Origin of the sequence: Enterobacter sp. 301B (genome assembly GCF_003850715.1) — a bacterium.
Classification (GTDB): domain Bacteria; phylum Pseudomonadota; class Gammaproteobacteria; order Enterobacterales; family Enterobacteriaceae; genus Enterobacter; species Enterobacter intestinihominis.
Map to the genome: position 1 here is coordinate 74,261 of NZ_PQTC01000018.1, position 12,849 is coordinate 87,109.

Consider the following 12,849-nt stretch of genomic DNA (forward strand, 5'->3'; position numbering starts at 1 on the left):
GAGCCACCATGTCTTCAACCGCACAAAAATGGCTGCTGCGCGCCGCACCGTGGTTTCTGCCCGTCGGCATTGTCCTCGTCTGGCAACTGGCGTCTTCAACTGGCTGGCTGTCGAGCCGTATTTTGCCCTCTCCGGAGGGCGTTGTGGAAGCGTTCTGGTCGCTAAGCGCCAGCGGTGAGCTGTGGCAACATCTTGCCATCAGCTCCTGGCGCGCGGTAATCGGCTTTTCGATTGGCGGGAGCATCGGCCTGACGCTGGGGCTGATCAGCGGCCTGTCCCGCTGGGGTGAGCGGCTGCTGGATACCTCCGTTCAAATGCTGCGTAACGTGCCGCATCTGGCGCTTATTCCGCTGGTTATCCTGTGGTTCGGCATTGATGAGAGCGCCAAAATTTTCCTCGTGGCGCTGGGAACATTATTCCCGATTTATATCAATACCTGGCATGGGATCCGCAATATCGATCGCGGTCTGGTTGAGATGGCCCGCAGCTATGGCCTGTCAGGTTTTGCCCTGTTTACCCATGTGATCCTGCCGGGCGCCCTGCCCTCCATTATGGTTGGGGTGCGTTTTGCGCTCGGCCTGATGTGGCTAACCCTGATCGTGGCGGAAACCATTTCGGCTAACTCCGGCATTGGTTATCTGGCGATGAACGCCCGCGAGTTCCTGCAAACGGACGTGGTGGTGGTTGCCATTATCCTTTATGCCCTGCTTGGCAAACTTGCGGACGTCAGCGCCCAGTGGCTGGAACGTAGCTGGCTGCGCTGGAACCCGGCCTACACCGCTCAGGAGGCGAAAGCATGAATACTGCACGACTGAACCAGGGAACACCGTTACTGCTGAACGGCGTGACCAAACGCTACGGTGATAACACCATTCTGAATGCACTGGATCTGCATATTCCTGCCGGACAGTTTGTGGCCGTTGTTGGCCGCAGCGGTGGCGGCAAGAGTACCCTGCTGCGTCTTTTAGCCGGGCTGGAGGCGCCAAACAGCGGTGACATTCTGGCAGGCACCACGCCGCTGTCCACGATTCAGGATGATACGCGCATGATGTTTCAGGACGCGCGTCTGCTGCCGTGGAAAACGGTGATGGATAACGTCGGGCTGGGCCTGAAGGGTAGCTGGCGGGAGGATGCCCGGCAGGCACTCGCCGCCGTCGGGCTGGAGAATCGCGCGGGAGAGTGGCCTGCGGCCCTGTCGGGTGGACAAAAGCAGCGCGTGGCCCTGGCACGCGCGCTGATTCATCGTCCCGGCCTGCTGCTGCTTGATGAACCGCTCGGCGCGCTTGATGCCCTGACGCGGATCGAGATGCAGGACCTGATTGAAACCCTCTGGCAGACGCACGGCTTTACGGTTCTGCTGGTGACGCATGACGTAAGCGAAGCTGTGGCAATGGCAGACAGGGTGCTGTTAATAGAAGAGGGTAAAATTGGTCTGGATCTGACGGTGGATATTCCACGTCCTCGCCGGGTGGGATCGGCCAGACTGGCGGAGCTGGAGGCGGAAGTGCTGGATAGAGTGATGAAACGTGGAGAAGCGGAGATTCAGCGGATAAAGGCTAATGCCTGATGCCCTCACCCCGGCCCTCTTCAACAGGGAGCACGGCGCAAGGGCAAATCGTAGGCCCGGTAAGCGAAGCGCCACCGGGCTTTTTTACATCAGGCCAGCGCCTTTGTAATCTTCTCGTACAGATCGCCAGACAAATTTTCCAGCCCTTTCAGCTGCTCAAGTGCGGCACGCATTTTCGCCTGACGCTGTGCATCGTAGCGTTTCAGGCGGATCAGCGGCTCAATCAAACGAGACGCCACCTGCGGGTTACGGCTGTTCAGCTCGGTCAGCATTTCAACCATGAACTGATATCCGCTGCCGTCTTCGGCGTGGAACGCGGCCGGGTTGCTGCTGGCAAACGCGCCAATCAGCGAGCGGACGCGGTTCGGGTTGCTCATGGTGAACGAACGGTGCTTCAGCAGGCTGCGTACGTTGCTGAGCGCATCGGCTGCCGGGCTGGTGGCCTGAAGGATGAACCACTTGTCCATCACCAGACCATCCTGATGCCACCTGTCGTCGTACTCCTGCATAAGCGCATCGCGGCACGGCAGCTCGGCGGCAACGCTTGCGGCCAGCGCGGCCAGGGCATCCGTCATGTTATCGGCTTCGTGGTACTGCTTGCTGACCAGCGTGTTCGCCAGTTCTGCCTCACCAAACGCCAGATAGCGCAGGCAGGTATTGCGCAGGGAACGTTTACCGATATCCCCATGTTCCACCCGATACGCGTCCAGCTTGTTGGCGTTGTAAATGGCGAGGAACTCATCTGCCAGTTCGGTCGCCAGCGTGCGGGTCAGCGCTTCACGCACGGCGACGATGGCAATCGGGTCGATGATGTCAAACAGCTCGGCGATTTCAGTCGCAGACGGCAGCGTCAAAATTTCAGCCGCCAGCGCCGGGTCAATGTTCTCATCCAGCAGGATGGCACGGAAGGCGTCTGCCACATGAACCGGCAGCGTCAGCGGCTGGCCCTGCTGGTAACGGTTGACGTTCAGCTTGATGTAGGTCGCCAGCAGGCTTTGTGCCGCATCCCAGCGCGAGAAATCGTTGCGCGCGTGACGCATCAGGAACGTCAGCTGCTGATCGCTCCACTTATATTCGAGTTTCACCGGCGCGGAGAATTCGCACAGCAGGGCAGGAACGGGCTGGAAATAGACGTTATCGAAGATAAAGGTCTGCTCTGCCTGGGTCACGTTCAGCACGTTATGCACCGGGTGGCCGCCCTTCTGTAACGGGATCACGTTGCCTTCGTTGTCGTACAGCTCAACGCTGAACGGAATGTGCAGCGGATGTTTCTCTTCCTGCTCCGCCGTTGGCGGCGTGCGCTGGCTGATGGTCAGCGTGTACTGCTCGGTTTCCGGGTTGTAGTCGTCTTTGACCGTCACAATCGGCGTACCGGCCTGGCTGTACCAGCGGCGGAAATGAGACAGATCGACGTTAGAGGCGTCTTCCATCGCCTGAACAAAATCGTCGCAGGTGGCCGCACTGCCGTCGTGACGCTCAAAGTAAAGCTGCATCCCTTTCTGGAAATTCTCTTCGCCCAGCAGGGTGTGGATCATACGGATAATTTCAGCGCCTTTTTCATACACCGTCAGGGTGTAGAAGTTATTCATCTCAATGACTTTATCCGGGCGGATCGGGTGCGCCATTGGGCTGGCATCTTCTGCAAATTGCAGACCACGCATGGTGCGCACGTTGTTGATGCGGTTCACCGCCCGCGATCCCAGATCGGAGCTGAACTCCTGATCGCGGAAGACGGTTAAGCCCTCTTTCAGGCTCAGCTGGAACCAGTCGCGGCAGGTGACGCGGTTCCCGGTCCAGTTATGGAAATATTCGTGGCCGATAACGCGTTCGATATCGAGGTAATCTTTATCCGTGGCGGTATCGGTACGCGCCAGCACGTATTTAGAGTTAAAGATGTTAAGACCTTTATTCTCCATCGCGCCCATGTTGAAGAAATCGACCGCAACGATCATATAGATGTCGAGGTCATATTCGAGGCCAAAGCGCGTTTCATCCCACTTCATGGAGTTGATGAGGGAAGTCATGGCCCACGGGGCGCGGTCAAGGTTGCCACGGTCCACGAACAGCTCCAGCGCGACTTCACGGCCAGAGCGCGTTTTAAAGGTGTCGCGCAGACCATCGAAATCGCCCGCCACCAGCGCAAACAAATAGCATGGTTTAGGGAACGGATCCTGCCACTGTACCCAGTGACGGCCATTCTCCAGTTCCCCTTCACCAATCCGGTTGCCGTTGGAAAGCAGGTACGGGTACAGCGTTTTGTCGGCAATAATTTTGGTGGTAAAGCGCGCCAGGACGTCCGGGCGATCCAGATACCAGGTAATGTGGCGGAACCCTTCGGCTTCACATTGGGTGCACAGGGCTACGCCTGACTGGTAAAGCCCTTCCAGCGCGGTATTGGCGGCAGGGCTGATTTCATTCACGATGCGCAGGGTAAAGCGTTCCGGCAGGTTGTCGATGACCAGCTGGTTGCCTTCTTCTTTATAGTCTGACCAGGCTTCATCATTAATATGCAGGGAAACCAGCGTCAGGTCTTCACCATCCAGACGCAGCGGCACGGCTGTCGCGCTCTGGCGCGTCACCTGGCTTACCGCCGTCACGACGGTTTTTGTGGCATCCAGGTCGAAGGTCAGATCGATATCGCTTATCAGGTAATCCGGCGCACGGTAGTCGTGGCGGTATTTAGCTTGTGGCTGTTGTGTCATAGAAAACCTTATGCATCGTTTGTCGAGTAACGATTCAATATATTCCGGTTGTGTAAAACGCGCTATGCAGAATGTTCATCTTTTCAGGCACAACGCCGTTTTTGCTACATTTTTATAATATGAACTCATAATTTTTAAAATCGATAAAGATCGTCCAGGAGCGCATTAAACAAGGGATGAGAGAGATCGATGAAAAGCGAGATTTGCGAACTTTAACGAACTTCACAGACCACTTTTGCCCCATCCATGCCCCACGCATAATTCTAGTCAGCGCCAGAGCACATAAGCACTGTAGGGCAAATCGATAACAAACACGCCAGCAGTATGTTCCCCAAAATTTAAAAACAAGTGGTTCATGCCTTGACAGACAAAACCGCCAAAGCAAAAATACTGTATATTTAAACAGTGATTGACGGAGAACGTATGTTCGTAGAACTGGTTTATGACAAGCGTAATGTTGATGGTTTGGCGGGCGCCAGAGAGATAATTCTGGCCGAGCTGACGAAGCGGGTGCATCAGATTTTCCCTGATGCCGAAGTGAAGGTGAAGCCGATGCAGGCGAACGGCCTGAATAGCGACGCCAGCAAAAGCGATCGGGAAAAACTGAACCGCATGCTGGAGGAGATGTTTGAAGATTCTGACATGTGGCTGACCTCTGAGTCTCCTACTGTTCGCCAGGTTGGGCTTTAACTATCTATCGTGTAATATTCCCCACGTTTGCTCGGGCATGAACACTGAGCAACCAGCCGCCGCCCGTTCTTTCTTAAGACGGGCGGCGGTTTTCTTAGCGAAGCGTTTCAATATGCTGTCTTCAGGTATATCAAGCTCCACCCTGTTTTAGCTCATCAACCTGTTTACTAAGTTCTGCCACCTTTGCGTTAAGTGCCTTGATGGCGGCTAGGGCATCCATAAGCAATGGGTTAAGGTCAAGGGTCATTTTGCCCACTCCCTCGGCGCTGTGAACGTACTGCGGGTCAATCTTCTCAACCTGCTGCGCGATTACACCACGGCGTACCGCCCCACTGTCATCATTCTTATATCTGAACGATACGAATTCCATAGCGTCGATGTTTGCCAGCGCGATTTCCGTATCAAGTTCAGTGATATCTTTTTTAAAGTTGATGTCTGATGTGCCGACGGCTTGCATCTGCGTCCAGGGGTAAGTGGTCGCACCAATATTATAGGCAGCGTCCTCAATGTGCCGTACGTAGAAACCTCCCTGAGTGCTTATCCAATATTGCTGGCGGCGAACGCTATCATAACCCGAAACGAATCCACTGCCCGCAGTAGTTGGTTTCCATCCGGCGGGCGACGATTCTCCATACACTCCCGTTTGAAAGAGCGGTAGGCCCGGGTTGTACTGCGATAAAACTACTAAATTGCCGTAACCCTGAAGCATCACATCATCTTTCGTGCCGCTTACATAATTCTTGAGTGCTGCGGTTCCGAGCCCGAAGTTTGTGCGGGCGTCTGCCGCATTTTTCGCACCAGTTCCCCCCTGAGCCACGCTTAGTGCTGTGGTCAGACCGGAAAGGCTGGTAATGTCGCTGTTAGCCCCTTTCTTCGCCAGAGATTTTTGCCCCGGCACGGTAACGGCAGTGCCGTTGATAGTAATGGTGACATCAGATGCCCCGTTCATTACATCAGCGAACCCGCTCATGTAGCGCTGGTACATCGTGAAGGTTTCAGCGATATCCTGCGCCAGCCCATCCACGCTCAGACTGTCACTCAGAAGAATGGCAAACCGGGTTCCAGCGGGAACAGTTGGGTTAGCTGCTGGCGTTACGGTGAGACTTGTTGCGCTGCCGATGGTGGTAATCTGAAATACCTGCACAGGGCTGGTCATTGCAATAACGGTACAGCCGTTACGAATAAGAGAACCAGCAGCAGTGAAGTTTGTGCCGGTACCTGTAAGGGTGTTTCCACTGATGGCGATAGTGCCAGTAGTATAAATCATGTTTTCTCCAGGAAATAAAAAACCCCGCCGGAGCGGGGTTTGTTCAAAACTGAATGGGTTAGTGGCAGGTGGTGCTGGTGAATGTGTTGGCGCTCACCCATGACCAGTTAAAGGGATAACCGGCACGGTACTGCGTCTGATTGTTTTGTTTACGGACTCCGTAGATCTGGACGCTGCTTTCCTGTCCGCCGACCAGGGCTGTTCCGGTGCATACGGGTTGCTGCTTCTCAATAACGCCAGCGCAACCCGAGAGCAATACCGCTACCGCCAGGCAAAGAATCATATTTTTCATAGTGGTTATATCCCAGGGCATTCATGAAGCTACACAATAACAATATGAATCAAAGGGATATAATTGATTTGGTAGATCAATTATTCGAAATTGATCGTTCAAAACGATCAATCATAATTGGCGCAGTTAATGGCCATAATCACGTTCCTCAGATTCGAATACGTAACGTTCTGAAGGTTGCCGCCGGGGGTTGTCTGCGGCCTGGCGAATATCCGCGTATTGCTTCCCTCAAGTTTTGCCATGCTCTTGTATATGGCCGAGTAGGGCTGCGGCTGACCGCCAGCCGATACAACCCCGGTAATTAGTCCCAGCATGGCAGGCATGCAGGCCCACTTCCCCGCCAGAGTTGTATTGATGTTGTATCCTGAGCTGGCATCCACCCCGGCGGTACCGAGGGTGACAACATCGCTCAGCGTGCGCGTTTCGTTTGTTAAAATCAGCGTCCCTGATGCATCCCACACAGCCAGCCCGTAGTCTGGCTTTGTCTGCGGGAAAATAGAGAAAAAATAAACGTACGCTGTGCCGGTTGCATTCGGTCTGAGAAAATCAATCGTGATGGTGTTCCCGCTTATCGTCTGAGTGATTTCGACCTCAACCGTGCAATGAACGAAGGCGACAACAGGCTGACCTGCGGGGAATGTGTGCGTCACTTTGGTATTGAACCCCGATGTTCCCTGAAGTGCCGCTGTCTTTCGCGCCTGAAGAGCGATTGGCGAGCTGTTCGCGGTCACCCATACTTCCCCGCTCGTGGTCGTCAGTAAAACGCCATACTCCGCCATTTATGCCCTCTCGATCTGGAAAATGAGATAAGCCGCTGCCGCAGGCTCAGTCCCTGCTGAGTAGTCGGTATCGCCTACTGCTGACACTGTTGCTGTTCCCCCCGAAATGGTGATCTTCCTCCGACTTGTACCAAACTGATCGCCGTTCATGCTCTGAAAATAGGTCAGCCTGCAACCCGGTGGAAGCGCTACGGTGTAAGAGCCTGTTTTCTGGTTCTGTGCCAACTGGAGATAGCCACAAACGCTGACAGGCTTAACGCCATAGTTGTTTACCTTGCCTGAGGCGTCCCATGTCTGAACACCATATTCCGCCATCCAGTCCTCCTGAAAAAAAGAGGCCCCGTAAGAGGCCTCCCGTTACCATGTTCCCGTGATTCTTCCGATCTGCACCCTCAAAACATTCCTGGAGTCCCGCACGCTGATTGTCTGGTTTGTCTGTTTCATTGCCCCCTCACCAGGTGTTGAACCGTAGTTCTCAAACGTACCGCCCTTATCCAGCCTCCACCCGACTGAGCCAGCGACATAGTTATTGGACTGGATGTAGTTGCCGATCTTGGCGTTACTGATGGTGCCATCACCTATCAGCGCGTCTCTGATGAACACCTGCCCGTTCTGGATAACGAACGGTAAGGTCACCGTGGCTCCGGCCTGGTGAGTGACGGCGAAGCGGTCAGCCAGGAAGATGACCTGCGACTGCATGCCGGACGGCGTATTCTCTACACCGATCCCCATCCCTGCCGCATAATACTGACCATTGCTGGATAACCCGACCTTGATGCTGTACATCGCCTTCAGGTCCCCGTTAACGTTCGCGATGGCCTGAGCGTTAGTGGTAATGGCTGAGGTATGTCCGTTGATGGTCGCCGTGATGCCGTTTATCTGCGTGGCCGTGGCCTGCTGGTAATCGGAGAACGTCTGATTCAGGCTGTTGATGGATGCCTTGTTGCCGTTCACGTCAGCCTGCAAACTCAGCAGCGAACGCGCCGTTGCCTCCCTGTCGCTTGCCATGACGTTATCAATACGATCGATGCCGGCCTTGCTGTCACCGTACTGCGCGCTGAGTCTCACCCGCTGATCAACCTGCGCCAGCGTACTCGTTATTAGCGCGATAGCGTTATTCTGGATGCCGCCGCTGGCAGTATCGGTTCTTGCTCCCAGCTCCTCCAGACGGGATGCCATTGATGAAGTCGTGTCGGTGACAACCTGTCGCAACGTGGTGATATCAGCAGTATTTTGCGAGCTGGCTTGTTCGGCCGCATCTGCCTTACCTGATGCAGCGTCAGCTTTACTCGAAGCCGACTCTGCTTTATCAGAAATGACCTGAGTACTCGCAGTGAGCTGGTCGACAGCTGTCGCCCTCGCCTGCGTTTCATCTGACAGAGCCTGCCTTACCTCGGTAATTCCCGCCTCGTTCTGCTCAGCTTTTGCCTCAAGACGGGTAACATCCGTTACGCGTGCCTCCGTCTCAGTAGCGATCACCTCCCGGAGCTGTTCGAAAGTCGCAGAGTTAGCGCCCTGCTGGGCTGTCTGGCGCACGACAACATCGGCAATAGCCAGCGCGTTCCCGATGATTGCTTCAGCGGTCTGCTTGTTCGAGCCAACCGCAGCAGCAAGGCCGTCTGCGTTCTCTTTTATTGCATCAGCCAGTTCTGCCAGTTTTCCACTGCTGTCCACCGCGTTCTCGATCAGGTCTTTGAACGTATCGGAACCTTTCATGTCCTCAAGAATGGCATCGGTGATATCGGATACATCAATGCTGGCCTGCCCGCGCACAAAGTCTGTATACCCTGATTCGTTTCCGCTTCGATCTACCAGCTGCGCCCGGTACCAGAAAATTTGCCCTGCCTTAAGGCCCATCTGCTGATACTTGCGCTGCGGATAGGGTACGTCTGCCAGCAGCATCGCATCGTCTTCCGTCCCGGTCAGGCTGTACTGAATTTCCGTCTTCAGCGTGTCGTCGGTGTTCGCCGGGAATCCCCAGCTCAGCTCGATACCGAAAACCACATTATCAGAAGCGATGAAGCCGACAGGTTTCGGCGGATTACCCACTTTACCCGTAAGATTCACTTCTGATGATGTCGCCCACACCGATGAAACGTCGCTGGCGTTCACCGCCCTGACGCGGACCAGATAGCGACCCGAGTAGATACCCTGCACTTCAAAACCGAGAGAAGACGTTCGGGGCACGCTTACCCAGTTGCCGCTGTCACGCCGCCATTCCGCCTCGTACGCAACTGCACCCTGAACAGAATCCCAGGCAACGCGCATAGTGGTAATCGCAATGTTCTGGTTAACCGTAGAGTAACTGTCTACGACAATATTTCCTGGGGGAGCCTGAACCCCCGGTGGAATGACACTGACTGGCCGCTCGTCCAGTCTTGCGCCGGTATCAACAGCGGAATAGATATCAGGGTTGTAAGTCGTCCCGGTGACCTCGAAAGTGCCGTCGTTGTTGTCCCGCGTTCCCGTAACACGGAAAAGCGCTATAAACAGATCGTCAGAGTCCACACCCCAGTTACATTCAGCCTCCGGCGTTTCGCTGTATGGTGTGGTGACAGTGACTGTGTTTCCGTTAACGGCCTGGACGGTTCTGGCCTGAGCTGTGCCTGATGGAAGATTCAAAAACAGCCGGTTCCCGGCCTTCACATCAGCGGCGCGATCGAGGGTTATGTTGCGGCCGTTAACCCCACTCACCCTGCCGCCGATAGTTCTTCCGGCCAGCTCGTTAGCAGCCACGCCGATCACCTCCCCGACAGGTGGAACGTCCATGCCCGTGCTGAAGGTCACCACCTCGCCGATACCGTTAGTGAGCAGCGCCCAGCGCCCCCGCCGGTTTGCCTCTGACTGCCTGGTGCAGCCGATCGCAGTCATTTCGAGCTGACGATAATCGAAGCGCATGGCCAGATCGTTATCGTAAACAGGCTCAGGCGTGTCTTTATAGTGGTTGGCTGGGTCTGACCAGTTCACCAGCGCGGCAGTGTTTCGTGTGGTTTCACTCGGGTCCGCAAAGGTAAATTTACCCTCAACAACGCTGGCGTGGTTATAGATGTGCCACACATCCCGTGGCATATCAGCCAGGACATACATCTTATTGTCGCCCCAGTACGTCATGCCGCGAAATATACCCGCCAGATCACGAAGTACGGTCCAGGCGTCATTACGGTCCTGGATATAAACGTTGCAACGAAAACGAGGCTCCGTACCGCTGCCGCCCTTGCCGTCTGGTACCAGTTGATCGCAATACTGGGCGATGCGATAAAGTTCCCATTTGTCTATCTGAGTCGCATCGATTCTTTGACCCAGCCCGAAGCGCTCGTTCAGAATGATGTCGTAATAAATCCAGGCAGGGTTATCCGTCCACGCCCATTTAAATACGCCCTCCCATGTACCAGAATAAGTGCGGGTTTCGGGATCATAAGTATCAGGTACACGGATGATTCGCCCTTTCGGATTGCACACAACCTGAGGAATGCCATTAGGGAACTGCTTTGCGTCAAACTCTACATACAGCAGCGCTGTGTTAACGTAGCGAAGTTTGGCGTCAATAATTTCAGTAACGGCCACAACGCGCATGGTGTCGACGATATTCTCGCTCGTGGAATCCGGCGTGATTCTGCGAACCCGCAACTGCCATCCAGTCGAGGCTTTCGGAAGATTGACGCGGTGACTGCGCTCATAAAGCGACGTGGTTTTGTCATCAACAGCACCGTTAACCACCGTTTCATACGGCCCGCCATCGACCGACAGATCGATAGCATACTCGACGCGGGTGCCGACTTTATCACCGTTGTTTTTCTGGAGTAAAAGAGTTGGCCATCCCAGACGAATTCGCAGCGCAGAGAGCTGCGTGTTGGATACCGCGCGCACGTACGGCACAGCCTGTTTCAGCTCGTATGAAACCTGAAGTTCGTTTTCAATGCCGGGGAAGCCCTTAATGTAGTCCTGGTCCTGAGTACCGGAACGGAACTCGTATTTTACATTATTGAAATTGTAACTTCCGTCGGCGTTCTGGAGAGGGGTGTATGAAGATGAGTCGCCAAGGAAAATATTTTTACCATCAAGCCCGCCGGCGAACTCCCCCTCCCCAAGAGCAATCAGCACCTTTGCCCTTGCAATGGACTGAATGCTGTCTGGTGCCTCAACAGGCGTACGGGTCTGATTGCTGCCACCTTTGCCGCGGCCTTTGATGATTGTCGTCGTCATATCGCGTCCATAAAAAAAGCCACCGTCAGGTGGCATGCAGTACGTGGTTTGGTTTATTGCTGATCTTCTGCATAAACCCCGGCGGATATAATTGCGCCGCCAATTTCCCGTTGCCCATAAAGCAGGGGAACGGGATTGCCAGATGCTGTCGTGTTAACGGGACCACCAAACGCATAGGAGGGTTTGTTATCAGGTTCCTGACGCATTCGCAGACCTGAAACCTGAGGAGAGAGCATCTGCACTACACCGCCAACGGCCATTGCGGCACCAACGGAAAACATGAGGTTACTTGCTGCGATACTAACTCCCGGCATCCATATTGCAGCAGCGACCAGAGCCGTTCCGAGCAACGCCTGGAAAACTCCAGCTCTTTTACTGCCCCTTATCACAGGGATTATTCTTAGCTCATCACCCGGCCCCAGGATCTCAAACTCTTCATGCCCGATATTGCGACGATCCCGGAAAATAACAAAATCCAGTCCCTTTGCCCGAGCTTCACGCAGATAAGCATCAAAGCCGTCAATGGTGTTAGAAAGTGCCCCGAACACTTCGCTGGCCGACGTTAGTGCGCGGCGATGTGTCCTGCCAAATCGCTGAGCCATTGAGCCGCTGAGTTTGATAACGGTTTTTCTTTCCATTACATCAAATCCTTATAACGCAGAATTTTGATGGTACGGTCACGGTAATAGCCACCGTAGGGAATACGCTGGCTTAGCTGGCCATACATGTGATGCAGTAGCATGTTGCCATCAAGCAAAATCCCGGCATGGTTCGGGACGGTGGACTGAACCTGCATGATAACCATGTCACCTGGCTGAGCGGGACCGTCGTACTCACGAAAACCGCATTCCTGCCAGTTGTCCATATAGAGGTTTTCACCCTGCTCCCACCAGTGGCGATCTACGCTGTAGTTGGGCAGTTCAATGCCGTGTTCGATGCGGAAATAGTCCATGATGAGAGACCAGCAGTCTGCATATCCGAGAACAAACTGGCGCCCTGTGAGGGGTCGGTCTCCGCGAGGCATGACGGTGCGAATGTCGCCCTCCGGCCACGATGCAATAATCCACGGCAGTTCCGTGGCATCACACATCAGCATGTCGAGCTCGCTCGGCTGGGTTGTTGCCCCGTCGCCGGGGTGACTGTGGACGATCGCCACCACAGTGCCCTGCTCTTCGGCGGCCGCATAATCCTCAGGATTGAGTTCAAATTGCTCAGTCGGCGACTCAGCATTATTTTTGCAGGGGATGTATTTCTCCACCCGCCCCTTCTGAATAACCACGCCACAGCACTCCTCGGGGAAGGATGTGGCGGCATGCGCCAGAATGGCGCTAACTGTTTTGTCGCGCATG

At 54.7% G+C, this 12,849-nt stretch carries 11 protein-coding genes; 3 read left to right on the forward strand and 8 right to left on the reverse strand.

The features are described 5' to 3' along the window. Nucleotides 1-8 precede the first annotated feature (8 nt). Complete coding sequence (gene ssuC / locus C3451_RS18460) at nucleotides 9-800, forward strand: aliphatic sulfonate ABC transporter permease SsuC (protein ID WP_023299738.1); 792 nt, start codon at nucleotides 9-11, stop codon at nucleotides 798-800. Beyond that, nucleotides 797-1,567, forward strand: a complete 771-nt coding sequence (ssuB, locus tag C3451_RS18465; protein ID WP_022647644.1) for an aliphatic sulfonates ABC transporter ATP-binding protein — start codon at nucleotides 797-799, stop codon at nucleotides 1,565-1,567. Before ssuC ends, ssuB begins: the two co-directional genes overlap by 4 nt. Before the next feature lie 89 nt (nucleotides 1,568-1,656). On the opposite strand, the gene pepN is transcribed toward ssuB, so the two are convergent. Continuing rightward, nucleotides 1,657-4,269 carry an aminopeptidase N gene (gene pepN, locus C3451_RS18470; RefSeq protein ID WP_124304371.1) on the reverse strand — a complete coding sequence of 871 codons (2,613 nt, stop codon included), beginning with the start codon at nucleotides 4,267-4,269 and terminating at the stop codon, nucleotides 1,657-1,659. A 423-nt stretch (nucleotides 4,270-4,692) separates the two neighbouring features. Here pepN and C3451_RS18475 point away from each other — a divergent pair, with 423 nt between their 5' ends. Beyond that, nucleotides 4,693-4,959: a DinI family protein gene (locus C3451_RS18475; RefSeq protein WP_047362853.1), complete on the forward strand. Its 267-nt coding sequence runs from the start codon at nucleotides 4,693-4,695 to the stop codon at nucleotides 4,957-4,959. 130 nt (nucleotides 4,960-5,089) lie between these two features. On the opposite strand, the gene C3451_RS24585 is transcribed toward C3451_RS18475, so the two are convergent. From C3451_RS24585 to C3451_RS18515, 7 genes are all read right to left on the reverse strand, one after another. Beyond that, entirely contained in the window at nucleotides 5,090-6,226 is a 1,137-nt protein-coding gene (locus C3451_RS24585; protein ID WP_240034216.1) for a tail fiber domain-containing protein, read from the reverse strand. Nucleotides 6,227-6,284: 58 nt separating this feature from the next. Further along, nucleotides 6,285-6,518: a hypothetical protein gene (locus tag C3451_RS18490; protein WP_017382566.1), complete on the reverse strand. Its 234-nt coding sequence runs from the start codon at nucleotides 6,516-6,518 to the stop codon at nucleotides 6,285-6,287. A 107-nt stretch (nucleotides 6,519-6,625) separates the two neighbouring features. Then, on the reverse strand, nucleotides 6,626-7,297 hold the full coding sequence (locus tag C3451_RS18495) for a hypothetical protein (protein WP_022651030.1): 672 nt from the start codon (nucleotides 7,295-7,297) through the stop codon (nucleotides 6,626-6,628). Next, a complete protein-coding gene (locus C3451_RS18500) occupies nucleotides 7,298-7,612 on the reverse strand; it encodes a hypothetical protein (protein WP_017694302.1) in 315 nt (104 codons plus the stop codon). It abuts the gene before it with no gap. Nucleotides 7,613-7,654: 42 nt separating this feature from the next. Next, nucleotides 7,655-11,500 carry a DUF1983 domain-containing protein gene (locus C3451_RS18505; protein ID WP_124304372.1) on the reverse strand — a complete coding sequence of 1,282 codons (3,846 nt, stop codon included), beginning with the start codon at nucleotides 11,498-11,500 and terminating at the stop codon, nucleotides 7,655-7,657. 53 nt (nucleotides 11,501-11,553) lie between these two features. Next, nucleotides 11,554-12,138 (reverse strand): tail assembly protein, encoded by a 585-nt coding sequence (locus C3451_RS18510; protein WP_044901844.1) that lies wholly within the window; start codon nucleotides 12,136-12,138, stop codon nucleotides 11,554-11,556. Then, entirely contained in the window at nucleotides 12,138-12,848 is a 711-nt protein-coding gene (locus tag C3451_RS18515; protein ID WP_102752046.1) for a C40 family peptidase, read from the reverse strand. Before C3451_RS18515 ends, C3451_RS18510 begins: the two co-directional genes overlap by 1 nt. Nucleotide 12,849: the final 1 nt, after the last annotated feature.

Coding starts and splice junctions, on each gene's coding strand:
- C3451_RS18490 (WP_017382566.1), bottom strand. CDS start 6,518: ATGAAAAATATGATTCTTTGCCTGGCGGTAGCGGTATTGCTCTCGGGT.
- C3451_RS24585 (WP_240034216.1), bottom strand. CDS start 6,226: ATGATTTATACTACTGGCACTATCGCCATCAGTGGAAACACCCTTACA.
- C3451_RS18475 (WP_047362853.1), top strand. CDS start 4,693: ATGTTCGTAGAACTGGTTTATGACAAGCGTAATGTTGATGGTTTGGCG.
- C3451_RS18495 (WP_022651030.1), bottom strand. CDS start 7,297: ATGGCGGAGTATGGCGTTTTACTGACGACCACGAGCGGGGAAGTATGG.
- ssuC (WP_023299738.1), top strand. CDS start 9: ATGTCTTCAACCGCACAAAAATGGCTGCTGCGCGCCGCACCGTGGTTT.
- C3451_RS18510 (WP_044901844.1), bottom strand. CDS start 12,138: ATGGAAAGAAAAACCGTTATCAAACTCAGCGGCTCAATGGCTCAGCGA.
- ssuB (WP_022647644.1), top strand. CDS start 797: ATGAATACTGCACGACTGAACCAGGGAACACCGTTACTGCTGAACGGC.
- C3451_RS18505 (WP_124304372.1), bottom strand. CDS start 11,500: ATGACGACGACAATCATCAAAGGCCGCGGCAAAGGTGGCAGCAATCAG.
- C3451_RS18515 (WP_102752046.1), bottom strand. CDS start 12,848: ATGCGCGACAAAACAGTTAGCGCCATTCTGGCGCATGCCGCCACATCC.
- pepN (WP_124304371.1), bottom strand. CDS start 4,269: ATGACACAACAGCCACAAGCTAAATACCGCCACGACTACCGTGCGCCG.
- C3451_RS18500 (WP_017694302.1), bottom strand. CDS start 7,612: ATGGCGGAATATGGTGTTCAGACATGGGACGCCTCAGGCAAGGTAAAC.